The 22,127-nt window shown below is 58.8% G+C and carries 19 protein-coding genes and 1 pseudogene; 13 read left to right on the forward strand and 7 right to left on the reverse strand.

The genetic code is table 11. The features are described from left to right. Positions 1–20: 20 nt before the first annotated feature. Genes otnK through ltnD form a run of 3 tightly spaced genes read right to left on the reverse strand, consistent with a single transcriptional unit; the run spans position 21 to position 2,994 of the window. The gene (gene otnK, locus HKL97_RS08700) at positions 21–1,289 is read right to left on the reverse strand and encodes a 3-oxo-tetronate kinase (RefSeq protein ID WP_291424420.1); all 1,269 of its coding nucleotides are present in this window, start codon (positions 1,287–1,289) and stop codon (positions 21–23) included. Then, positions 1,286–2,065 (reverse strand): 2-oxo-tetronate isomerase, encoded by a 780-nt coding sequence (gene otnI, locus HKL97_RS08705; protein WP_291424422.1) that lies wholly within the window; start codon positions 2,063–2,065, stop codon positions 1,286–1,288. The genes otnK and otnI overlap by 4 nt, the downstream gene beginning before the upstream one ends. Then, complete coding sequence (ltnD, locus tag HKL97_RS08710; RefSeq protein WP_291424424.1) at positions 2,065–2,994, reverse strand: L-threonate dehydrogenase; 930 nt, start codon at positions 2,992–2,994, stop codon at positions 2,065–2,067. Before ltnD ends, otnI begins: the two co-directional genes overlap by 1 nt. Positions 2,995–3,209: 215 nt before the next feature. On the opposite strand from ltnD, the gene HKL97_RS08715 reads away from it, so the two are divergent. From HKL97_RS08715 to HKL97_RS08770, 12 genes are all read left to right on the forward strand, one after another. Then, positions 3,210–3,863 carry an aldolase gene (locus HKL97_RS08715; protein ID WP_291424426.1) on the forward strand — a complete coding sequence of 218 codons (654 nt, stop codon included), beginning with the start codon at positions 3,210–3,212 and terminating at the stop codon, positions 3,861–3,863. A gap of 138 nt (positions 3,864–4,001) precedes the next feature. Beyond that, positions 4,002–5,336 (forward strand): glycerate kinase, encoded by a 1,335-nt coding sequence (locus tag HKL97_RS08720; protein ID WP_291424428.1) that lies wholly within the window; start codon positions 4,002–4,004, stop codon positions 5,334–5,336. Between the two features lie 149 nt (positions 5,337–5,485). Continuing rightward, positions 5,486–7,105 (forward strand): L-lactate permease, encoded by a 1,620-nt coding sequence (locus HKL97_RS08725; protein ID WP_291424430.1) that lies wholly within the window; start codon positions 5,486–5,488, stop codon positions 7,103–7,105. Between the two features lie 4 nt (positions 7,106–7,109). Continuing rightward, complete coding sequence (locus tag HKL97_RS08730) at positions 7,110–8,597, forward strand: FAD-linked oxidase C-terminal domain-containing protein (RefSeq protein ID WP_291424457.1); 1,488 nt, start codon at positions 7,110–7,112, stop codon at positions 8,595–8,597. Positions 8,598–8,610: 13 nt separating this feature from the next. Continuing rightward, positions 8,611–9,828 (forward strand): glycolate oxidase subunit GlcE, encoded by a 1,218-nt coding sequence (gene glcE / locus HKL97_RS08735; protein WP_291424432.1) that lies wholly within the window; start codon positions 8,611–8,613, stop codon positions 9,826–9,828. Positions 9,829–9,833: 5 nt separating this feature from the next. Further along, the gene (gene glcF, locus HKL97_RS08740; RefSeq protein ID WP_291424433.1) at positions 9,834–11,114 is read left to right on the forward strand and encodes a glycolate oxidase subunit GlcF; all 1,281 of its coding nucleotides are present in this window, start codon (positions 9,834–9,836) and stop codon (positions 11,112–11,114) included. A gap of 262 nt (positions 11,115–11,376) precedes the next feature. Continuing rightward, the gene (locus HKL97_RS08745; protein WP_291424435.1) at positions 11,377–12,048 is read left to right on the forward strand and encodes an SCP2 domain-containing protein; all 672 of its coding nucleotides are present in this window, start codon (positions 11,377–11,379) and stop codon (positions 12,046–12,048) included. 47 nt (positions 12,049–12,095) lie between these two features. Further along, positions 12,096–13,040: a peptidase U32 family protein gene (locus HKL97_RS08750; RefSeq protein ID WP_363238640.1), complete on the forward strand. Its 945-nt coding sequence runs from the start codon at positions 12,096–12,098 to the stop codon at positions 13,038–13,040. A gap of 2 nt (positions 13,041–13,042) precedes the next feature. Next, complete coding sequence (locus HKL97_RS08755; protein ID WP_291424439.1) at positions 13,043–13,972, forward strand: U32 family peptidase; 930 nt, start codon at positions 13,043–13,045, stop codon at positions 13,970–13,972. A gap of 10 nt (positions 13,973–13,982) precedes the next feature. Then, positions 13,983–15,131, forward strand: coding sequence for a Rid family hydrolase (locus tag HKL97_RS08760; RefSeq protein ID WP_291424441.1), 1,149 nt, complete (start codon positions 13,983–13,985; stop codon positions 15,129–15,131). A gap of 24 nt (positions 15,132–15,155) precedes the next feature. Continuing rightward, entirely contained in the window at positions 15,156–15,842 is a 687-nt protein-coding gene (locus tag HKL97_RS08765) for a 2OG-Fe(II) oxygenase (protein WP_291424443.1), read from the forward strand. A 5-nt stretch (positions 15,843–15,847) separates the two neighbouring features. Continuing rightward, on the forward strand, positions 15,848–16,519 hold the full coding sequence (locus tag HKL97_RS08770; RefSeq protein WP_291424445.1) for a 2OG-Fe(II) oxygenase: 672 nt from the start codon (positions 15,848–15,850) through the stop codon (positions 16,517–16,519). A 233-nt stretch (positions 16,520–16,752) separates the two neighbouring features. Here HKL97_RS08770 and HKL97_RS08775 read toward each other — a convergent pair whose 3' ends face one another. Then, positions 16,753–18,105, reverse strand: coding sequence for an EAL domain-containing protein (locus HKL97_RS08775; protein ID WP_291424448.1), 1,353 nt, complete (start codon positions 18,103–18,105; stop codon positions 16,753–16,755). Positions 18,106–18,315: 210 nt separating this feature from the next. Further along, a pseudogene (locus HKL97_RS08780) lies at positions 18,316–18,468 on the reverse strand (IS21 family transposase); the annotation flags it as partial. A 423-nt stretch (positions 18,469–18,891) separates the two neighbouring features. On the opposite strand from HKL97_RS08780, the gene HKL97_RS08785 reads away from it, so the two are divergent. Then, a complete protein-coding gene (locus HKL97_RS08785; protein WP_291424450.1) occupies positions 18,892–19,932 on the forward strand; it encodes a histone deacetylase family protein in 1,041 nt (346 codons plus the stop codon). 46 nt (positions 19,933–19,978) lie between these two features. Here HKL97_RS08785 and HKL97_RS08790 read toward each other — a convergent pair whose 3' ends face one another. Together HKL97_RS08790 and HKL97_RS08795 are read right to left on the reverse strand one after the other, a co-directional pair. Then, a complete protein-coding gene (locus HKL97_RS08790; protein ID WP_291424451.1) occupies positions 19,979–20,905 on the reverse strand; it encodes a D-glycerate dehydrogenase in 927 nt (308 codons plus the stop codon). 100 nt (positions 20,906–21,005) lie between these two features. Next, the gene (locus HKL97_RS08795) at positions 21,006–21,752 is read right to left on the reverse strand and encodes a response regulator transcription factor (protein WP_291424453.1); all 747 of its coding nucleotides are present in this window, start codon (positions 21,750–21,752) and stop codon (positions 21,006–21,008) included. Positions 21,753–22,127 lie beyond the last annotated feature (375 nt).

Here is a 22,127-nt window from a genome sequence, read left to right on the forward strand (position 1 = left end):
CACAACAGGCCGTGTTTTCGTCAGTGCATCATCGCCAGTGCGTGCATGAAGAAATCCCGGCCGCCGAAATTGCCTGATTTCAGCGCAAGCAACATGTCCGTATTGTTTCCGCCCAAGCTGCGCAACACAGGTACGCCGGGGGCAATTTCCGGGCCAAGCTGAAAGGCTGATATCCCCAAGCGGTTTATCACCGCGCCAGAGGTCTCGCCACCGCCAACGACCAGGCGCTTTACACCGCGCGCGACGAGACCGGCGGCAATGGCAGCCATTGCTTGTTCAATCGCATGGCCGGCGCGCTCGCGGCCGTAGCGTTCCTGCAGCCGCGCCACCTCTTCTGGCGAACCGCTGCTGGCGATAAGTACCGGGCCAGCGGCCAGGCGCGCCGCCGCCCATTCCAGGCCATCTGAGATTTCCTCCGGATTATCCATCAATTTCTCAGTCCGCAGGCGCAAAACTGGTAAAAACCGTGCAGCGGCATCAATCTGTTCCAGAGTGGCTTTTGAACAGCTTCCCACCAGGCAGGCCGCAAAACCACCAACTGGCGTGCCTGCATCCGCCAGCTTCGCGGTGCTGTTCACCGCAAGCGCGCGTGCAAGCCCCAGGCCCAGCCCGGATGCACCAACGGAAAGTTTCTGGCCGATGGCGGCGGCGCCGATCGCCAGCAGGTCGCTCTCCCTGATGGCATCAATAATCGCGATGCCGCGATGCTGTTTGGCGAGTTCACGCTGGCGCGCCAGAATTGCTTCCGGCCCGCGTGCAACAACCTCCACGTCGATTAGCCCTATTTGCGCATTACCGCACTGGCGCTGCAGAACGCGCACGAGGTTGGAGTCCCGCATCGGGTTTAGCGGATGATCTTTCAACGGGCTTTCGTTCAACGGGACGCCATTTACGAATAAATGGCCCTGGTAAACGGTGCGGCCTGTTTCAGGAAATGCTGGCGTGACAAGCAGGCTTTCTGCGCCGTCATCAGCCTGCAACGCCAAGGTTACCGGCCCGATATTGCCCGCATCTGTTGAATCGAATGTGGAACATATTTTGAACATCACATGCCCCGCGCCCTGGCTCCGCAGCCAGCGCGCCGCGGCACGTGAACTGGCAACTGCATCTGCGGCCACGATAGACCGGCTTTTCAGTGAAACGACGACAGCATCGACATCCTCCAGAGGCAATCCTGCCTCAGGAACGCCAATCGTCTGAACAGTTCGCAGGCCGTTGCGTGTCAGCGTGTTCGCAAGGTCGGAGGCGCCCGTGTAATCATCAGCGATGCAGCCAAGACGAAGGCTCATTGCTTTGCTCCGGCATCATGCAACCACCCGAGACCTGCAAGCGTTCCGCCGCGCGGATTATACTCACACCCGATGAAGCCGCTATAATTCAGGTTTTCCAGATGCCGGAAAATATGGCCGTCGTTCAGTTCGCCGGTATCGGGCTCATTGCGCAGCGGCACACTGGCCACCTGCACATGGCCGATCATTGGCATCAGCCGGGCCAACGCAGCCGAGACATCTCCATGCATAATCTGACGATGGAAAATATCGAATTGCAACCGCAGGGTCCTTAATCCCAGCTGTTGAATCAGCGCCTCGGCATAGGGGTAATCATTGAGGAAATATCCCGGCATGCTGCGTGCGTTGATCGGCTCCAGCAACAGCTCAATGCCGTGCTCCGCCAGTTGTTCCGCCGCGTAGGTTACCGCCGTCTCGTAGCTTGCAGCCGCCTCGAGGTTATCGCGGTTCGCAATGCCCGCCATAAGGTGCAGCCGCTTCGCCCCGGTTGCCTGGGCGTACACCAAGGCTGTTTGCACACTCGCTTTCAACTCTTCCAGCCGGCCGGGCAGGGCGGCTATCCCGCGTTCACCTGCCGCCCAATCGCCCGGCGGCATATTGAACAGCGCCTGCGTCAGCCTATGGCGCTGCAGGCGAGCCGCAATCGCTTCCGGCGGGTGATCATAAGGGAAGAGATATTCCACCGCCTGGAACCCGGCATCGGCCGCCGCGCCAAAGCGGTCCAGAAACGGCCATTCGGTGAACATCATCGAGATATTGGCTGCAAATTTTAACATCAATTATCATTTTCCGGCAGTTTTACACCGCCCAGGCGGGCATAAACACGCGCGACGGAGGCATCGTCATCGCGGCCCAGGCCCATGCCTGAGGCGGCGAGAAACATCTGTAGCGCACTGGCTGCGACAGGAACCGGAAATTTTGCGTCTCTCGCCATGTCCTGAATGATGCCAAGATCTTTCACGAAAATATCCACCGCACTGTGCGGGGTATAATCTCCGGCCAGAACATGCGGCATGCGGTTTTCAAACATCCAGGAATTTCCAGCGGATGCGGTAATCACCTCATACACCTTCCCAAGATCCAGCCCCTGCCGCGCGGCGAAGGCCATCGCCTCGCTGGCGGCGGCGATATGCACCCCGGCCAGAAGCTGGTTGATCATTTTGAACGCAGCCCCCAGCCCCGCCTCGCTGCCCAGCTCATAAACCTTCGCAGCCATCGCTGAGAGTGCAGGCTGGGCCTTGGAAAATGCTTCAGGGGAACCGGAGGCGAGAATGGTCAACGCGCCATCGCGTGCGCGGATGGCGCCGCCGCTAATCGGTGCGTCCAGGTAATGCCGGCCGGTTGCCTCCAGCCGCGCCGCGAACTGCCGCGCGATTTCTGGCGCCATGGTGGCGGCGGAGATGAACACGCCGCCTTTGGGCAATGTTTCCGCAACGCCTGCGTCGCCAAACAGAATCGCCTCGGTCTGCGCGGCATTCACCACCACCGAGACGACAATTTCAGCGCCCGCGGCCGCTTGTGCCGGGCTGTCCGCACCGCGTCCGCCCTCTGCCTGCAAGCGCTCGACGGCTTCACGCGCGACATCGAACCCCGCCACCGCAAAACCCGCGCGGCTCAGCGACTGCGCCATGCCAAAGCCCATGGAGCCCAGTCCGATGACCGCAACAGTCGCGGTATTTGGTATATTGATGGTTTGAGTGCTCATTTACATCTTCCAACGAGCCAGGCTGGCGCCGTGGCATAGCGGTTTCTTTTGGTACTCTGGCACGTGATGATCTCCCAAAACGCGGCATTCACCGCTGGCGCTGCGTGTAAATGGTAGCGCTATCATATTTCTAGGTCATTTTGCGGCGCTTGCCAAGAGCTAATGGGAGCGCTACCAATTCAATGTTTACAATGGCCAAAAGGAAGTGAAGCACGATGAATGAATCGGCCCTGCGCGAGCAGATCTGCCGTTTTGGCGCCTCTCTGTTTGCGCGTGGGCTTACGCCAGGCGCATCGGGCAACATCTCTGTGCGGCTGGAGGGTGGCGGCTGGCTGGTTACGCCCACCAATGCCTCTTTGGGGGTTCTGGACCCGGCGCGGCTCTCCGTGCTCGATGCTGCGGGCCGGTTGCTCTCAGGTGACCCGCCAACCAAGGAAATCCCGCTGCACGCTGCGATTTATGAAAGCCGCAAGGCCGCCGCGGTGGTGCATCTGCATTCAACCCATGCCGTCGCGGTCTCCATGCTGCCGGAAATCAACCCGGCCAACGCGCTGCCCCCGCTCACCCCTTATTATGTGATGCGCTGCGGCTGCACCGCCCTGGTGGCGTATCATCGCCCGGGAGACCCGGCGGTAGGAGACGCCATTCGCGGCCTCGGCGGCCGTTATTCCTGCGTTCTGCTGGCCAATCATGGTTCGGTGCTCGCGGGTGAAACTCTGGAGGCGGCTGTTTTCGCGGCGGAGGAACTGGAGGAGACGGCGAAGCTCTATCTGTTGCTGCGCGGCGCCGCTCCGCGCGTGCTGGATTCGGCTCAACTCAACGATCTGGTGGATCATTTCAATTTATCTCCAGAGCTGCGCCGGATGTGACGCGCTTCGGGTGCCCCAAAAGCCCGCCTGCCACGAAATCGGCCAGTCTGTTTCCGCGAATTGATTCGCGGGCCGTGCCGGGCCACATTCCCCATATTCTGGCCCTGCCGATCCGCAGCGAATTTGGAGCATGACGTAATGACCGAGCCTGACCTGTTGCGGCGTATGTTCGATGCCGCTGTGTGTGCCGCGGCGCCGGATCTGGCGGTGCCACCGCATTTGCCCGCTCCGCCGCGCGGCCGCACGGTCGTGATCGGCGCGGGCAAAGCCGCCGCCGCCATGGCGCGCGCGGTGGAATTGAACTGGCCGGCGGGTCATCCCATCAGCGGGTTGGCCGTCACCCGCTATGGCCACGGCGTTGGCCCACTGGCGCGCATTGAGGTGGTGGAGGCGGCTCATCCGGTACCTGATGCCGCCGGGCAGGACGCTGCCCAGCGCATCCTGACGATGGTGCAAGGGCTGGAGCCGGAGGATTTGGTGCTGTGTTTGATTTCCGGCGGCGGGTCTTCGCTGCTTTCACTACCCGCTCCAGGCGTCACCCTGGCCGACAAGCAGGAGATCAACCGCGCGTTGCTGCGCAGCGGGGCGAATATTCATGAGATGAATTGCGTTCGCAAGCATCTTTCCGCCATCAAGGGCGGCCGCCTGGCCGCCGCTGCCGCTCCGGCTCAACTGGTGACGCTGCTGATTTCCGATGTGCCGGGCGACGACCCTTCGGTAATCGCTTCAGGCCCCACCGTGCCGGACGCCACGACCCAGGCCGAGGCCAAGGCGATTCTGGCGCGCTACCAAATTGCGCTGGCGCCGCATGTGCGCGCGCTGCTGGATGACCCGTCCGCCGAGACGCCCAAGCCCGGTAATCCGGCCTTCGCCCACACGCAAACGCACATCATCGCCGCCCCGCAGGCCTCGCTGGAGGCCGCCGCTGCCATCGCGCGGGCCGCGGGGGTCACGCCATTGATACTGGGCGATGCCCTGGAAGGTGAGGCCGCAGAGGTAGGCCGGGTGATGGCGGGGATCGCCAGGCAGGTGGCGCTGCACCGGCAGCCCGCGCCGCCGCCTTGCGTCCTGCTCTCGGGCGGCGAGACCACCGTCACCGTGCGCGGCCAGGGGCGCGGCGGGCGGAATGTGGAGTTTTTGCTCTCCCTCGCCATCGCCCTTGGCGGGCAGCCCGGCATTTGGGCCATCGCGGGCGACACGGACGGCGTGGACGGCGCCGAGGAAGTCGCGGGGGCGATCGTCACGCCGGATACGCTGGCCCGCGCGGCCGCCCTTGGCATGAATCCTCGCGCCAGCCTGGATGACAATAACGGCCACGGATTTTTCGCGGCGCTGGATGATCAGGTGATCACCGGCCCGACACTCACCAATGTCAACGATTTTCGCGCCATCCTTATCACCGCCGCCAGCACGGAGGGCAATATTGGCCACCCGGCGGCCATGCAGGCTGATTTAAGGAAGGACTCACCATGACCGGCGGCATTCAGGCGCTCACCGCCTGGCTTCCGTTCGGGTCGCCGGGCTCCACCGCTCCGCTCAAGCTTGCGGTTGTTCGGCGCCTGCGACATGTTGCCTGACTGCCCATAAAACAATGCCCAAGAACCAAAAATAAGGAGGCTTTTATGTTCGCACAATTACTCACGCCCATTGAAGGCAGCCTTGGGGACTCGTTCCTCATCGCGGTCCTGCCGGTTGTCGCCGTGCTGCTGCTGCTGGGCGTCTTTCGCCGCCCTGCCTGGCAGGCGGCGCTGGCCGGGCTGCTCACCGGCCTTGCCGTCGCGATCATGGCCTGGCAAATGCCCGTGCACCTCGCCCTCAACGCCGTGGCAAATGGCGCGGTATTCGCCGCCTGGCCGGTGATGTGGATCGTGGTCAACGCGCTGTTGCTCTATAACGTAGCGGTCAAATCCGGGCGTTTCGAGGCCTTCCGCAAATGGGTGATCGAACATTTGCCGAACGACCGCCGGGTTGTGCTGGTTGTCATCGGCTTCTGCTTCGGTGCCCTGCTCGAAGGCATTGCCGGTTTTGGCACGCCGGTCGCCATTACCAGTTCGCTGCTGATCATGGTTGGTTTTCCCGCCCTTGATGCGCTGGTGTTCGTGCTCATCTTCAACACCGCCCCGGTCGCGTTCGGCGCGCTTGGCGTTCCTGTCACCGTGCTGGGCGCGGTGACGAGCCTGCCCGCGAGCACGTTGGGTGCCATGGTCGGGCGCCAGCTGCCGCTGATGGCGCTGATCCTGCCGTTTTACGTAATGGCGGTATACGGCGGATGGCGTTCGCTCAAGGCGCTCTGGCCCTTGCTGCTGGTTGCCGGGAGCAGTTTCGCGGCCGCGCAGTTCGTAACCTCCAATTATATCGACTACCCGCTTACCGATGTTTTGTCCTCGCTCGGCTCTCTCGTCATCACGCTGCTGTTCCTGCGCGTCTGGCGTCCCGCTCCGGATGCCGCTTTCGCGGTCTCGGAAACCAAGCTGCAAGACGCTGAACGCACGGAAATGAACATTGCCCCCTGGCAGGGCTGGATTCCCTGGGTCGTGGTCTCGGCCATCGTCATCGCCTGGACATTTTACGGCGTGGCAGCGCTTGGCCAGCAGGCGATTCACTGGCCCGGTCTGGACAAGGCAATCTCCATCACGTTGTACCATGGCAAACCCTATGCGGCTGTCTGGGTTTTCCAGCCGCTTGGCACCGGCACGGCGATTTTGCTGTCAGCCGTAATCACCGCGTTGATGTTCAGCCTGAGCCCCCGCGCGTTCCTGGGCTGCATAAAGCAGACGGTCAAACAGGTCTGGATCGCGGTTGTCACCGTGATGCTGATCGTTGGTCTGGCCTACTTGATGAATTATTCAGGTCTGGCTTACACGCTGGGGGCTGGCGTGGCGGCAACCGGAAGGCTGTTTGTGCTGCTCTCGCCCTTTCTGGGCTGGATTGCCGTGATGCTTTCGGGCAGTGATACCTCAGGTAACGCTCTGTTCGGCAATCTGCAGGTGGTCGCGGCCCAGCAGCTTCATCTCAACCCGGTGCTTTTTGCCGCCACCAACTCATCCGGCGGTGTCATGGGCAAGATGATCTCGCCGCAGAACATCGCCACCGGCGTCTCCGTCACCAACCTCAAGGGCCAGGAAGGCCAGGTATTCGCGCGCACTTTCGTGCACTCGGTCATCCTCACGCTAATGCTCAGCGGCCTGGTGGTGGTGGAGCAGTTCGTCATTCCGTGGATCATTCCCGCGATAGGAGGTTGACATGATTTTGATGCCCCCACCCGATCAGGCCGTGCTCGCCCGCCGCACGCAGATCGTCGCCGATTTGCGGCAGATCGTGCCCGGCGACGGGGTGATCGACACCGAGCATGAACGCCGTGCCTTTGAATGCGATGGGCTCACAGCCTACCGCCAATTGCCGATGGTGGTGGTGCTCCCTAGCACCACCGCGCAGATTGTCGGCGTGCTGCGCTATTGCACCGCGCATAATGTTAAGGTGGTTCCCCGCGGGGCGGGCACTTCGCTCTCCGGCGGGGCGTTGCCGCTGGAGGACGGCGTTCTCCTGGGGCTAGGAAAATTCAAGCGTATCCTGGAAATTGATACGGCCAACCGCTGCGTGGTGGTGCAACCCGGCGTCACCAATCTGGGCATAACCCACGCGGTGCAGGGGTTGGGCCTGTACTATGCGCCGGACCCCTCCAGCCAGATCGCCTGCACCATCGGCGGCAATGTGGCGGAGAATTCCGGCGGTGTGCACTGCCTTAAATATGGGCTGACCACCAATAATGTCATCGGCATAGAAATGGTAACGATGGACGGCGAAATCCTGCGCCTCGGCGGCAAGCATTTTGACTCCGGCGGGTTAGATCTCCTCGGCGTGATGGTCGGCTCCGAGGGGCTGCTCGGCGTGGTCACCGAAGTCACCGTGCGGGTGCTGCCCCCCCCTCCGGGCGCGCGCGCGTTGATGATCGGCTTCCCAACGGTTGAAGGTTCGGCCGATTGCGTGGCGGACATCATCGCCGCCGGAATCATTCCCGGCGGCATGGAGATCATGGACAGGCTGGCGGTCGAAGCCGCCGAGGCGTTTGTCCATGCCGGTTATCCGCTTGAGGCCGCGGCCTTGCTGATTGTTGAACTTGATGGCGTGGCGGTTGAAGTTGACCATCTGGTGGCGCTGGTCGAGGAAATCGCGCAGCGCCACGGCGCCACCTCATGCCGCGCCAGCCAGTCGGAGGCCGAGCGGCTGCTGTTCTGGGCCGGGCGCAAGGCGGCCTTCCCGGCGGTGGGGCGGCTCTCGCCGGATTATTATTGCATGGACGGTACAATCCCCCGGCGGCGCATCGGCTATGTGCTGGCGCGCATCACCCAGATGGAGCAGGTCTATGGGCTGCGCGTCGCCAATGTGTTCCATGCCGGCGATGGCAATCTGCACCCCTTGATTCTCTACAACGCCAACATTCCCGGCGAGTTGGAGCGCGCCGAGGAATTCGGCAACGATATCCTGCGGCTCTGCGTTGAGGTCGGCGGCGTGCTGACGGGTGAGCATGGCGTGGGCATCGAAAAGCGCGACCTGATGGGCACGATGTTCAACGAGACCGATCTCGGGCAGCAGCAGCGCTTGAAATGCGCGTTTGACCCTGCCAGCCTGCTCAACCCCGGCAAGGTGTTTCCGCAGCTTTGCAACTGTGCCGAGCTGGGGCGCGTGCATGTGCATGGCGGCCAGACGCGCTTCCCCGAACTACCCCGCTTTTGAAAAGTATTCGCCAATGCCGAGATTCACCCCACAGAATGCCGCCGAGGCCGCTGAAATAATCGCCAGGGCCGCCGCCGGAAATCAACCGCTTGAAATTATCGCGGGCGCCAGCAAGCGCGCTTTGGGCCGCCCCGTGGCAAGCAATGATGTTCTCGATATCTCGGCATTGCGCGGGATCATCAGCTACGAACCCGCCGAACTGGTGCTGAGCGTGCATGCCGCCACCCCGATGTCCGAGATCGAGGCGGCATTGAGCGAACACCAGCAGATGCTCGCGTTCGAGCCGCCGGATTGGCGGGGGCTGCTGGGCAGCGGCGGCGAGCCCACCTTGGGGGGCGTCGTTGCCTGCAACCAGTCTGGCCCGCGCCGGGTCCGCGCCGGCGCCGCCCGGGACTATTTCCTGGGCTTCTCGGCCATCAACGGCTGGGGCGAATCCTGGAAGGCCGGGGGCAAGGTGGTGAAGAACGTCACCGGCTATGACATGTCAAAACTACAGGCCGGCGCTTTTGGCACATTATCGGTGTTGACTGAGATCACCCTGAAGGTGATGCCAAAACCGCAGACCGCCACCACAATCCTGCTGCCAAGCCTGGCCGGCGAGGTGGCCATTGCGTTGCTCTCCCAGGCGCTGAACACCCCCTACGAGATCTCCGGCGCCGCCCATCTGCCGGCCGTGGTGGCGCGGCGCTCGGGCGTGGCGGCGGCCGCGCAAGGCGGCGCGGTCACGGCATTGCGCCTGGAGGGGCATGCCCCCTCGGTCGCGTTCAGGGTTGAAGCGGCCGAGGTATTGCTGGGCCGCGGCGAGCGGCTCGATGCCGCGCAGAGCGCTCAATTCTGGCGCGAGGTGGGGGAGGTGAGCCCGCTGCTGCCTGCCGAGGGGCGCGTGATCTGGCGGCTCTGTCCCACACCTTCGGCGGCGCCCGAGGTCCTGCAGGGCATCAGCGGCGCTTTCGCGTCGGCGGAGGCGTATTATGATTGGGGCGGCGGGCTGATCTGGCTGTCGCTGGATGCGGCGGCGGCTGGCCCGGATGCCGGCGCGGCGGCGGTGCGGGGCGCCATGGCGCGCGCGGGCGGCCACGCCACGCTGATTGCCGCCCCGGCGGCGCTACGCACGGCCGTGCCGGTTTTCACGCCACTGCCAGGCCCCCTGGAAGCGCTCGCCCGGCGGGTCAAGCAGAGCTTCGACCTGCGCGGCATTCTCAACCCTGGCCGCATTCAGGAAGGGCACTAACCCCCATGCAAACCAATTTTACCGCGGCGCAGCTGGCCAACCCGGACATCGCCGCCTCCGAGCAAATTCTGCGTAGTTGCGTGCATTGCGGCTTCTGCACCGCCACCTGTCCCACATACGCCCTGCTGGGTGATGAGCTCGATAGCCCCCGTGGCCGGATTTATCTGATCAAGGACATGCTGGAGAATGACCGCCCCGCCACCGCGGAGGTGGTGAAGCATGTGGACCGCTGCCTCTCTTGCCTCTCATGCATGACCACATGCCCCTCGGGCGTGAATTATATGCACCTGGTTGACCATGCCCGCCACCATATCGAGGAGACCTATCGCAGACCCTGGGCTGATCGCGCGCTCCGCCGCGTGCTGGGGGCTGTGCTGCCGAGTCCGGCCCGTTTCCGCCTGGCGCTGCGGGCCGCCGCGCTGGGTAAGCCGTTCTCGCGGTATATGCCCGCGCGGTTGAGGGCGATGCTGGCGCTGGCCCCGGCGCGCCTGCCCGCGCCATCGCCGGTCAGCCGTCCGCAGATATTTCCTGCAACTGGGCCTCGTGTGCGCCGTGTCGCCATGCTGGCCGGCTGCGCGCAACAGGTGCTGGCGCCGCAAATCAACGAGGCCACGGTCCGGCTGCTCACACGCCATGGTTGCGAAGTGGTGGTGGCGAACGGGGCGGGCTGTTGCGGCGCGCTCACGCATCATCTCGGCCAGGACGGGCATGCTGCGGCCCGGGCCAATATTCTCGCCTGGCAACGCGAAATTGAAAGCGGCGGTTTGGACGCCATCGTGATGAACGCTTCGGGCTGCGGCACAATGGTGAAGGATTACGGCTTCATGTTCCGTAACGATCCGCAACTGGCCGCGCCCGCCGCCCAGGTTTCAGCCCTGGCGCAAGACATTACAGAGCTGATGGCCCGGATTGGCTTGCGCCAGCCCGTGCAGACGAGCGGCCAGCGGGTTGCCTACCATAGCGCCTGCTCCCTGCAGCACGGCCAGAAAATAACCAACGAGCCGAAACAGTTGCTTAAACAGGCGGGGTTCACGGTGCTCGATGTGCCGGAAGGCCATTTATGCTGCGGCTCAGCGGGTAGCTATAATCTGCTGCAACCAGAAATCGCCGGACAACTGCGTGAGCGCAAGGTGATGAATATCAAAAGCACGGCGCCAGATCTAATCGCCGCAGGCAATATCGGCTGCCTGACGCAGATCGCCACAGGCACGCAACTGCCGGTGGTGCATACGGTGGAATTGCTGGACTGGGCCACCGGCGGGCCCAAGCCGGCCGCGCTGGGGTAACAGACTCCCTCTCGATACAAGGCAGGGGTGGCGGGACGAAGGGGGCGAAGGTTCCAGCGGCGTGGAAAGCCGTTGAAAATCTCCCGGAGGGGCTGCGCGCCAAAGGAGAAACTGACGCCACAGGTCATCCTGTATGGCCGCAGGCATCTGTCATGCAATTCCTGGGAAGCCGGATTGCCTTGATTCAGATCAAAGACATTCTTTCCATCTTCAGGTCAGTGTCCCGCGCTTGATCGCCAGTTGATGGCACAAACAGGACTGCATGAGTATGGATGAAAGTCGACTTCCCGTTCCTCTGGCGCGTGTGGCGTTGCGTGTGATACCTGAAACTGTGTTAAATCGCCTGACGTATCTTTTGATACGCAGGATGCAGAAGATTCATCCAGGCTTGTTTCAGAATCTTGCCCGCCTGGATGCGGCCACCGTCTGCATAGAACCCTCTGATCTGCCGTACCGCTTTGTTTTGAAGTTTGGCCAAGGCCCAACATCCTTAAGAACAGCGGCCCGCGCGGGATGTTCCTGCGATGCTGCGGTCAAAGGAAAATTGGAATCATTGCTCAATTTGCTCGAGGGCCGCATTGACAGCGACATGATGTTTTTCTCACGTGAGATCATCATCACCGGCGATACCGCCGTTGTCGTCGCCTTGCGTAATACGCTTGACCGTGAAGAAATCCGCCTTCTGGACGATATTTCCGCCATGTGCGGGCCGGTTTCAAATCCCGCGCGCAAGGTGATTGTCAGGGTCAATAAATTCATGGAACATATCAAAACATCCATGAAAAATGCGCATGAGCGGCGGCATTCGCGTGATGCCAATGAGGCCGCCGCGAAGCTTGAATGTGCCAGACTCCAGGAAGAGATTAAGGCACTTAAATTCCGGCTCGCGAAATTCGAAGTGCGCGGGAAAAGAATGGATGCATCCGCCCTATGAGATCTTCGTATCTTGAACTTGTCTGCCCCGCGGGAACCCCTGCGGCCTTGCACGCAGCTGTCGCCGCCGGCGCGGATACCGTCTATTGCGGGTTCCGTGATTGCACGAACGCGCGCAATTATCCGGGGCTCAACTTTGATATGGATGAGATGACAGCCGGCGTCGCCTATGCGCATGAGCATGGGTGCAAGGTTCTTGTCACCATCAACACATTTCCACGCGCCGGTCAGGAAAAATCCTGGCATCAGGCCGTCGACAACGCTGCCATGGCTGGCGCGGACGCAATTATTCTGGCTGATATCGGACTGCTGGATTACGCCACACGCCGGCATCCGGGCCTGCGGCGGCATCTTTCCGTCCAGGCATCCGCCGCAAACGCCTTGTCGATCCTTTTCTATCGCGAGCATTTTGATATCAAGCGCGTCGTGCTGCCGCGAGTCTTATCGATTGAGGATGTCGCATCCCTGATTCAGCAGACAGAAATGGAGACCGAGGTGTTTGCCTTTGGCAGCGTCGGTCCCATGTCGGAAGGCCGCTGTTTTCTTTCATCCTACATGACAGGTCTCTCACCGACTCATGAAGGCGTCTGCGCGCCGGCAAGTCATGTCGTGTATCAGGATGATAATCACTGCATCAAATCCTGCCTCGGCAGTGTCACGCTGAATAAATTTTCAAAGGATGAACCCGCCGCCTACCCCACGCCGTGCAAAGGGCGCTATGAGGCAAATGGCCGTACCTCTTATTTGTTCGAGGAACCGATTGGCTTGAATGCGGTCGATATTCTTCCTCAACTCAAGGCGGCCGGCGTCACGGCTCTGAAAATCGAAGGGCGGCAGCGCAGCCGTGCCTATGTTTCAAAAGTTGTAGGCACTTTCCGCAAAGCGCTTGATGATCTGGCCGCGGGTACGCAAATACACGCCTCTGGTGATCTGAAAACAATGGCAGAGGGTGGCCGTGAGACATCTGGCGCCTACAAGAAAGGCTGGCGCTAGCCATGATCGAAAATCAAACTACGCAGAATTTGCCAGCGGGGAAAATTACCATCGGTCCACTTTTTTTTCACTGGACCGCGGAAAAACGCCGCGATTTTTATTTCCGTATCGCTGATGAAGCCGCCATCGACTGCGTCTATCTCGGTGAGGTTGTCTGTTCGAAACGGGAGATATTTTTCAAGGAGTTTCTTCCCGTCGTTTCGGAGAGACTTCAAAGGGCCGGCAAGGAAGTTATCGTCTCCACACTGGCACTCGTCACATCAAAACGCGAGATGAGCACGGTTTCAGCTTACGCCGATGCGGGCTTCATGGTCGAAGCCAATGACGTTGCCAGCCTGCAGGCATTGCATGGAAGGCCCCATGTCATCGGCCCTTTCATCAATGTGTTCAATGAAAGCACGCGTGACTACGTTATAAAGAACAACGCCACGCGCATTGTTCTGCCGGTTGAAATGGCCGCAGATTCAATTGGCCGGTTGGCGGGTGGCGGCGAGGCCGCCGAAATCGAAGTCATGGTTTTTGGGCGCCAGCCACTCTCCGTCGCCATGCGCTGTTATCATGCCCGCGCGCATGAGCTTAACAAGGATAGCTGTCAATTTGTTTGCGGCTTGGATCAGGACGGGTTGCAGACAAATACCGTCGATCAGCAACCAATCTTGGCGGTCAATGGCACGCAGACAATGTCCCACGGCTATGTCGTGCTTCTGCAGGAGTTGGCCAAACTTCAGAACATGGGCGTAAGCCATTTCCGCCTCTCTCCCCAGGATGTGGATATGGCGCGGGTTTCCCACTTGTACCGTAATGTTTTGGACCGGAAGTGCGATCCAGCGGAAGCTTTGGAAACGCTGAAGGCCATTACAGATACCGTACCCTTTATAAATGGCTTCTGGCATGGCTCCGAAGGGTTTGCCTGGGTCGAAAACCGTGCATAGGATAAAGAATATGGCTTCTAATCGAGGAATTTCATGGAAGACTTTTACGGGAGATTCCGGAACTGAAGAGCATTTCATTTCGATTCAGGCGCCTGAAGATCTCAGTTTCAAGGAACAGGTCGCCTTCGTCAACGCAAATTATTGTGACATGCAAAGGCAGCTTTCCCTTTCGCCAGACACCGCGGTATTTCGCAGGATATTTCTGAGCGACGTATTGAACCAGGCGAGCTTCATCAGAGAAAGCGACCTTCTCGACGATATGGTCGCCATCTCAATCGTACAGCAACCGCCGCTCCAAGGATCAAAAATCGCGCTGCTGGCCTATCATGTTAAAGCCCTGCAGCCGTTCACAAAGCGCCGCCTTTCCTCAAAGCACCTGCTGGTCGAAAAAGATGGGCAACGTCATCTTTGGAGCACACGTCTTTGTACTTGTGATCACGAGACATCAAACTCCTCTGAGAAACAGACAAAGGCGATTTTTGATGATTTGTCAGCCGTACTCGCCGAGCAGAAAGCGAACCTGGCGGATCACTGCGTACGGACATGGATTTATATGAAGGACGTCGATGTCTTTTATAAAGGCATGGTCGATAGCCGGCGAGACATATTCTCCAAACATGGCTTAACGGCCAATACGCATTACATCGCCAGCACTGGAATTCAAGGCGCCTGTTCCCATAGGTTTGATCTTGTCTCCATGGATGCCTACTCAAATCTTGACCTTGTGTCAGGTCAGATATCCTATCTCAACGACTTCGACTATCTATGCCCGACAAAGGATTATAATGTAACCTTTGAACGCGGCACAACGGTCTCTTACAAAGAGAGACGGCATCATTATATTTCAGGAACGGCCAGCATCGATAAGCAAGGAGATGTTGTGCATCCTGGAGATGTATTGCTCCAGTTGGACCGTGCTCTGGAAAATACCGATGCCTTGCTTAAATCCGGGGCGGCAACGCTCGATGATATGATGTATCTGCTGGTCTATCTGCGCGATATTGCCGATTTCCAGGGCGTCAACCGGGTTCTGCGCGCGCGCTTTCCAGATCTGCCAATTTTTATTGTTCAGGGGGCTGTTTGCCGCCCGGCTTGGCTCATCGAAATTGAGGGGGTCGCGATTACAAAAAATCATAATCCTTTGCTGCCATCCTTTTAATCGGCCAGAAACAAGGTCCCGAAAATGTCAGACGATGCTCCTTTCCTCATGCTTGACGAAGCTGCCATAAAAGCTGCCGAACTCCGGCGCGATCCTTACGATTATACCTTTATTGAAAATGCCATCAGCACCGATCATAAGGCGGAGGTTCTTGCCGACGTGCCGGTTATTCCGGATCGGGGCAGTTATGCACTTGCGAATTTGCGATACGGACAGAAATTCGGGAACTGCATGCAGGATCTTCTGAGCCCTCGTTTCCGGCGTCTGGTTGAGCAGAAGTTTGATATCGATTTAAGCAACAAGCCCGCCAGCATCGTGATGATGGGAAATACAACCGGGCACTACAATGAGGGATATGCACATCCTGATTCGAAACATAAAATCATAACGGTTTTGCTTGGTTTTACTGCAGAATGGCCGCATGAGCGTGGCCGGCTGCGGGTGCTGCGCAGCAACGACCGCGATGATTACGCGTTCGAATTTGCCCCAGAATTTGGAAAAATGCTGATGTTCCGCGTCTGCGATCATTCCTGGCACGGATTCCTGCCGCAAAAAGGCAATAGAATGAGCGTACAACTTTGTTATGTCGATTCAGAATGGTATGTGCATCGTGAAAATATCCGCCATGGTCTGAGCAGCTTCGCTAAATCCATTCCCGTCGTTCGTCAGATAATTGACTGGATGCCTCGTTCTTTTGGCAATAAGGGCTGATCTCTATGGCTTATCCCCGTATTCCCACCCTGGATACCATCGTCGATCATTTTATCTGCTCGCTGCGTGCCGCACAGCGTAAAGAAGATCATTATCTGCGCTGGGGCCTTACGCATGTATTGCCAGAGTCCCTTTGTACGGCGATCCTCGTTCTTCCCATCGTGCCTCCAATGCTGGGCAGCACGGATGGAACACGCAATTCCTACAATGCGAAGCGTACGTTCATTACGCCGGAGCTGCGCGAGAAATTTCCTGTTTGCAAGCAGTTAACCGAGGCGCTGCAGCATCCCGATGTGGCGCATCAGTTTCAGGAAACATGCGATATTGACGCAAGGGGCACATTTCTGCGTGTTGAATACATGCAGGATACCGATGGAATGTGGCTGGAGCCGCATCGTGATGTTCCGGAGAAAATATTTTCAATGGTCGTATATCTCTGCACCGGGCCGGACGCCAAGGATTGGGGCACGGATATATATGACGATCAGAAGAAATGGGTGGGGCGATCATCCGCGGGTTTTAACACGGCAACCATTTTCAAGGCGGGTCCCAATACCTGGCATGGATTCGAGAAGCGCCCGATCAACGGTGTGCGCCGCTTGATGGAGGTAAATTATGTTAGAGGCTGGAGCGACCGCGAGCAACTCGCATTTCCAGACCGGCCGATCTTGCTGTGATTTTTTGTAGGTTGTAACGCCCCGTGACCTTGTGCAGAGTAAACGGATAATCGTTTATTCTGCCTAGTTTTGAGGGGAGCAACGCGGTGGTGGAATAGAACCGTGCCTCCGTTCTGTGCCCCATAACTTTCACTGAAAACCCAGGTTCACATCTGGGCGAAAATCAGCACCGTGGGACGGCGAGTGCCTCGCACGCCGCATCTCAGCATAAAAATTTCACCCGGTTCACCTGCCTACTCGCGGGGGAAAGTCTCAGCGAACCAACTTATGAAAGCGTCTGCCGGCATGGGCCAATTGATCAGATACCCTTCGGCAAAATCGCAATTCCAGGCTTGAAGCATCTCCTGTACCGCGAATGTTTCCACTCCTTCTGCGACCACTTGTATGTCCATCTCATGGGCCATGTGGATCATTGATCTCACCAGTGCCTGGTACCGGAGATTATCGGGCAAAAACTTTATGACGCGCCTGTCTATTTTAAGAAAATTGGCTGGAATATTCGCCAGCGTCCGGAAACTATCTTTACCGGTCGCAAAATCGTCAATTGAAACATTCACGCCCATTGCACGCAGTTCCAGAAGCCGGCTGCGTGCGATCGATGGATTTGCAAAGCTGCGCCGCTCGGAAAATTCAAGTTCCAAAAATTCCGGATTGAATTTGTGAAGTTCCAACAAGGCAGTGATTCGGCCTGCGAAATCATCCTCCTCAAGATTTTTTGTTGAAATTTTTACGCAAATTTTCACTTTATGATTGTCCGCATGCCATTTCGCTGCCTGGCTGATTGCGTAGGACAGTACCCAAAATGTCAGATCGCGGATTAACCCGGTTGCCTCGATCAATGGGATAAATTCGTCAGGCGTGATACGCCCTAACACTGGGTGATGCCAGCGCAGCAATGCCTCCACAGCATCGGCCTTACCGGTACGAAGCGTTACACGCGCTTGGTAGGCGAGTTTGAACTCGCCCGGCGTGGTCATCGCATTGCTGACGTCGGAGATTAAAGTAAAGGCGCGGCGGTGGTCATTGGCGTGGTCATAGTTGCATTCAGCCCAGCCGGTGGGGGAAGCTGCCGCAGTCTGTCCCGCCAGATAAGTCGCCTGCAACAGATCCTCTGCCGCGATCGGGCTCTTCATAAGGTCGCACACGCCAATTCCGGCTGCAATGGAAATTGGGATGCCCCTGCAAATCAGTGGTTTGGCCAAAGCGTCGTTCAGCAAGGGCCATACAGAGTTCGCTTCGCCGGCAGTCCCAGACCTGTAAATGAAGCCGATACTCCAAAAGCCAACATGGAAAAAAGACTGATTTTTATGGATGAACAGCAGATCAGCAAGCCGGATGTTCAAAAGGTCATCGGCAAATTTATAGCCGAAAGTCCTGATGATGTCGTCATAGTGATTGGTATCGGCAATATTGATGACAACGAGAAAAATATGCCCCTCGGGAAGCTTCTCCATTTGCGCGGACACGATTTCCCGCAACAGCGATGCGCGCTCAAAAAGTACTTTTGGATTGTCAAGATCAGAACGGACGACATTTTCGTCGCCTAAACCCCCCCCTTGGCGATCGCTTTGGATTGAGTCTGACATATTCACCCCCCTGTCGTCGACCAAGAACAGCGTCGTGAGAATCTCTCTTTAATTGAAAACAACAATAATTAAGTCAACCTATAATTGACAAAAAACTAAAAAACAACCAACGTATTTCACGTCTGGTAACGTGATTGTGAAGATAAAGTGATCAAATGTTTACGGTTGACACGATCGTGATGGGCATTTCTCGCCGGATACCGGCACCTCTTCCGAGGCTGCCCTCCAAGGTTCCCATGCGCGTACATTATGAAGCCGGGCATTAAACTGCACTTCGCGCGTCACTGCGTCACGGTGTTCGACCAGCGCTCGCGGATTATCCAACAAAACCTCCGCTGGCATCCCGCCAAGCCGTAAAAATGCCTCCCATCCCAGCAAGTCAGTCGGTCTGTGTCTCTCTCAGGGATGGGCGGATAGATCATGCCCCACCGCCGCAGGACCATATCCGCGGCTCTGGTCCCGGGAGATGATCTCTATAGCCTGGTAAGCCATGAGCCAGGCTTCAACACTGGCGACTTCCCGGTTTCGCACAACAATCGCGAGCACAACGCATTTCTGATCGCTTCGAGTATTCAGTCTGGTTGGCCCAAGTATCTCAGCTGATGCTTTCCGGCCGCTTAACGGGCACATGTTGTTTTCGCGGTGGCGCAGCTGGCGGCCTGCGCCCTACCTGTTCAGCACAGGCTGGCGCGGTCTATGCTGGCGCGCGTATGTTCCGGCGCCCATGATAACAACTGCATCCCCGCCGCTGATCAACCTGTCGCGGGTCTCACTCAGGAAAAGCCAATGGAAACGATCTTCAGCCCGAACCATCGATTGCACGAGAGCCCCGGTGAGCTGCTGCACGACGGTTATGTACCCGCCTTCGAGAAGCCCGAGCGCGCCGAACTGGTACTCGCGCGCGTCAAAGAGACCGGTCTCGGCCCTGTCAGCCCCGAGGCACACTATGAATTGGATAGTATCCTGCGCGTGCACGATGCGGGCCTGGTCGCCTTGTTGCAGAGCGCCGCGGCGGAATGGCGCGCGCTTAACCGCCCGGGTTGCGCCATCCCCTTTACCTGGGCCACGCGCGGCATGCGGCAGGACCGTATCCCCACCGGCCTTGATGGCCGCCTATCCTATTATGGGTTCGACGCCGGCACCCCTATCACCCCAACCAGCTGGCAGGCGATCAAATCCTCGGTGGACGTCGCGCTCACCGCGACCGCGCGCATCACCAACGGCGCCCGGTCTGTCTTTGGCCTTTGCCGCCCGCCGGGCCACCACGCCGGTTCAGACCATTACGGCGGCTATTGCTTTCTCAACAACGCCGCTATCGCGGCCCAACATTTTTTGGATGGCGGGGCATCTCGCGTAGCAATCCTTGATGTCGATTATCACCACGGCAACGGCACGCAGCAGATCTTCTATGGCCGTAATGACGTGCTGGTCGTCAACATTCATGCCGGCCCGGACCATGAATATCCCTTCCGCCTCGGTTGGGCCGATGAGACCGGCGCACAGGCGGGCGAGGGGTTCAATCTGAATCTACCGCTTCCGGCGGGGACAAATTGGCAAGGCTGGTCGCAAGCGCTGGAGACGGGGCTCCGGCGGATCGCCGTCTTTGGCGCCGATGTGCTCGTGGTCTCGCTCGGCGTCGATACCTACAAAGGCGACCCGATCTCGCAATTCCGGCTGGAGCATGATGATTTCACCCGCATGGGCGCCCGTATCGCGAGTCTGGGAAAACCCACAGTGTTCCTGATGGAAGGCGGCTACGCCGTGGCGGAGATCGGCATTAACGCCGTTAACGTCCTCACCGGATTTGAGGGGGCAGCCCGGTTGTAGAGCATGGGCGTGTGATGCGCTCCACATGGAGCGCGCCGCAATGGCCTCAGCCGCGCAGAACGCGCTTGATGCCATCCAGCGCGAGAAACCCCATGGCATCGCGCGCCTCCACTGTAGCGCTGCCGATATGCGGCAGCAGCACGGCATTTTCCAGTTCAAGATACCCGGGATGAAGATTGGGCTCATTGTTGTAAACATCCAGGCCCGCCGCCAGAACATGGCCTGAGCGCAGCGCCGCGATCAGCGCATCATCATCCACCGCGCTTCCCCGTCCGGTGTTCACCACCACGGCGCCAGGTTTGAGCATGCCGATCCGCCCGGCATTCAACCAGTACATGGTGTCCGCTCCACCTGGTGCATTGATCGACAGGAAATCAATCGCGCCTAAAAAGCTGGCGTCATCCTCATGGTAGTGGGCCCCAAGCTCCAACTCCGGTGGCAGCCGGTTGCGGTTGCGGTAATGTATTGCCATCCCCAAACCTCGGGCCATGCCCGCCAGCTCCCGCCCGATGCGCCCCATGCCAAAAATGCCGAGCACTTTGCCCGCAACCCCGTGCCCCAGATGAAACGTGGGCGAGATCCCCGGCCATTTTCCCGCGCGCAACAGGCGCTCACCCTCGCCGGCGCGGCGGGCCGCCATGAGCATCAAGGTCAGCGCCAGTTCCGCCGTGGCGGTGTTGAGCACATCGGGCGTATTGCAAATTTCAATTCCTCGCGCGGCTGCGGCGGCGAGGTCTATATGTTCCTGCCCGACACTGTAGGTCGCGATCACTTTTATGCTGGCAGGCAGCTGGGCGATCAACACGGCGTCAAACTTATCGGCCGGGGTGCATAAAATCGCATTCACGCCGGTAAGATTTTCCAGCAGTACCGCCGGGTCAAAAACTCCTTCGAGATCAAGCTGCCGCACCTCGTGTTCGCGTGCCGCGCGAGTCGCCACGGCTGGGGGCGTTTTGCGGGTGATCAGCAGCATTTTTTACCTCCCTGTTGGTGAAATCACCATAAACGCGTTCATTCGCAGGGCCAAGCGCAGCGGTTTTTGCTGGTACTACAGAGGAGAGGGAGGTTGACGGTCAGGCGATTGCGCGTGCGTGCGTGTCAGCCAAAGTGGAGAGGGTGCGGGAGGTGGCATCAGGCTGGATATCCTGGCGGTGGTCGATCACCATGTAGCCGCGGCCCCAGTTCGTTTCAATGAAATCCTCAACACCCATGGCCTGGAGCTTTTTGCGGATTTTGCAAATGAAGACATCGATGATTTTCGGGTTCGGTTCGTCCAGCCCGCCGTAGAGATGGTCCAGAATAGCCTCCTTGCTCAGCACGACGCCTTTGCGCAATGCCAGAATTTCAGCGATCTGGTACTCCTTTTTGGTCAGGGTAACGGGCTTGCCTTTCGCGTAGATTTTTTTCGCGTTCATGTTGATTTCAACAGAGCCGATGCGCAGCGCGTTTTCCTGGAAGCCACGGCTGCGGCGAATGAGATTCTGCACCTTCATGAAGATTTCCTCATGCGAAAGGGCGTCGACAATCAGATCATCCGCTCCGGCCTGGAGCACGCGCAGGCGGGCTGCCTCGTTCATGGTGCGGGCGACCGCCACGATCGGTGCGCGCAGCCGCGCTAGGCGGAGTTTACGCACGATATCCAGATCGCCCAGCCGCTCCTCCGACAGGCGGAGCAGAACCGCGTCGTAATCGTAAAACTTGATCAGATCGAGGGCTTCCTCGGGGTCGTTGGTTTCATCGACGATGGCGAGACGTGAGCGCAAGAATGCGGTTAAAAGATCTTTTTTATTGGAGATAGTCTCAAAAGATAGGATTTTCATGTAAACCTCCAGGTCATTGAGGCAATTGTACAACTACAGGAAGTATTGGTCAATAAATTTGTTTAACCTTCGCGTGAAACGTGTTAAAATTAAGAATTTATAAATAAAATCGGCCAATGCGGAGTCGTGACGCGATGCCGGGGAGTATTCGGAGGTTGAAGAAATGGCGAATATACGCCGTTTTTTGAGAAAACCTCGAAACCGGGAGCGGATCCCGGCGCGGCGGATTTTGTGGGAGGCGGACACGAAAACAGCGCCCTTGAGGGGCGCCGTTTAGTGGCTTCAGGCTGTTTTCCGCTGGGGGGTTAAATTATTTTGATTTTAGCAGGTCGCGGATTTCACCCAGCAGGTTTTCGGTCGGCGTGGGGATGGGCG

It is taken from the genome of Acidocella sp., assembly GCF_013044125.1.
In the GTDB taxonomy this organism is placed as follows: Bacteria; Pseudomonadota; Alphaproteobacteria; order Acetobacterales; family Acetobacteraceae; genus Acidocella.

Coding starts and splice junctions, on each gene's coding strand:
- glcF (WP_291424433.1), top strand. CDS start 9,834: ATGCAAACCAATTTTACCGCGGCGCAGCTGGCCAACCCGGACATCGCC.
- glcE (WP_291424432.1), top strand. CDS start 8,611: ATGCCGAGATTCACCCCACAGAATGCCGCCGAGGCCGCTGAAATAATC.
- HKL97_RS08715 (WP_291424426.1), top strand. CDS start 3,210: ATGAATGAATCGGCCCTGCGCGAGCAGATCTGCCGTTTTGGCGCCTCT.
- HKL97_RS08725 (WP_291424430.1), top strand. CDS start 5,486: ATGTTCGCACAATTACTCACGCCCATTGAAGGCAGCCTTGGGGACTCG.
- otnK (WP_291424420.1), bottom strand. CDS start 1,289: ATGAGCCTTCGTCTTGGCTGCATCGCTGATGATTACACGGGCGCCTCC.
- HKL97_RS08755 (WP_291424439.1), top strand. CDS start 13,043: ATGATCGAAAATCAAACTACGCAGAATTTGCCAGCGGGGAAAATTACC.
- HKL97_RS08765 (WP_291424443.1), top strand. CDS start 15,156: ATGTCAGACGATGCTCCTTTCCTCATGCTTGACGAAGCTGCCATAAAA.
- HKL97_RS08760 (WP_291424441.1), top strand. CDS start 13,983: ATGGCTTCTAATCGAGGAATTTCATGGAAGACTTTTACGGGAGATTCC.
- HKL97_RS08775 (WP_291424448.1), bottom strand. CDS start 18,105: ATGTCAGACTCAATCCAAAGCGATCGCCAAGGGGGGGGTTTAGGCGAC.
- HKL97_RS08770 (WP_291424445.1), top strand. CDS start 15,848: ATGGCTTATCCCCGTATTCCCACCCTGGATACCATCGTCGATCATTTT.
- HKL97_RS08795 (WP_291424453.1), bottom strand. CDS start 21,752: ATGAAAATCCTATCTTTTGAGACTATCTCCAATAAAAAAGATCTTTTA.
- HKL97_RS08745 (WP_291424435.1), top strand. CDS start 11,377: ATGAGTATGGATGAAAGTCGACTTCCCGTTCCTCTGGCGCGTGTGGCG.
- HKL97_RS08720 (WP_291424428.1), top strand. CDS start 4,002: ATGACCGAGCCTGACCTGTTGCGGCGTATGTTCGATGCCGCTGTGTGT.
- HKL97_RS08785 (WP_291424450.1), top strand. CDS start 18,892: ATGGAAACGATCTTCAGCCCGAACCATCGATTGCACGAGAGCCCCGGT.
- HKL97_RS08790 (WP_291424451.1), bottom strand. CDS start 20,905: ATGCTGCTGATCACCCGCAAAACGCCCCCAGCCGTGGCGACTCGCGCG.
- ltnD (WP_291424424.1), bottom strand. CDS start 2,994: ATGAGCACTCAAACCATCAATATACCAAATACCGCGACTGTTGCGGTC.
- otnI (WP_291424422.1), bottom strand. CDS start 2,065: ATGTTAAAATTTGCAGCCAATATCTCGATGATGTTCACCGAATGGCCG.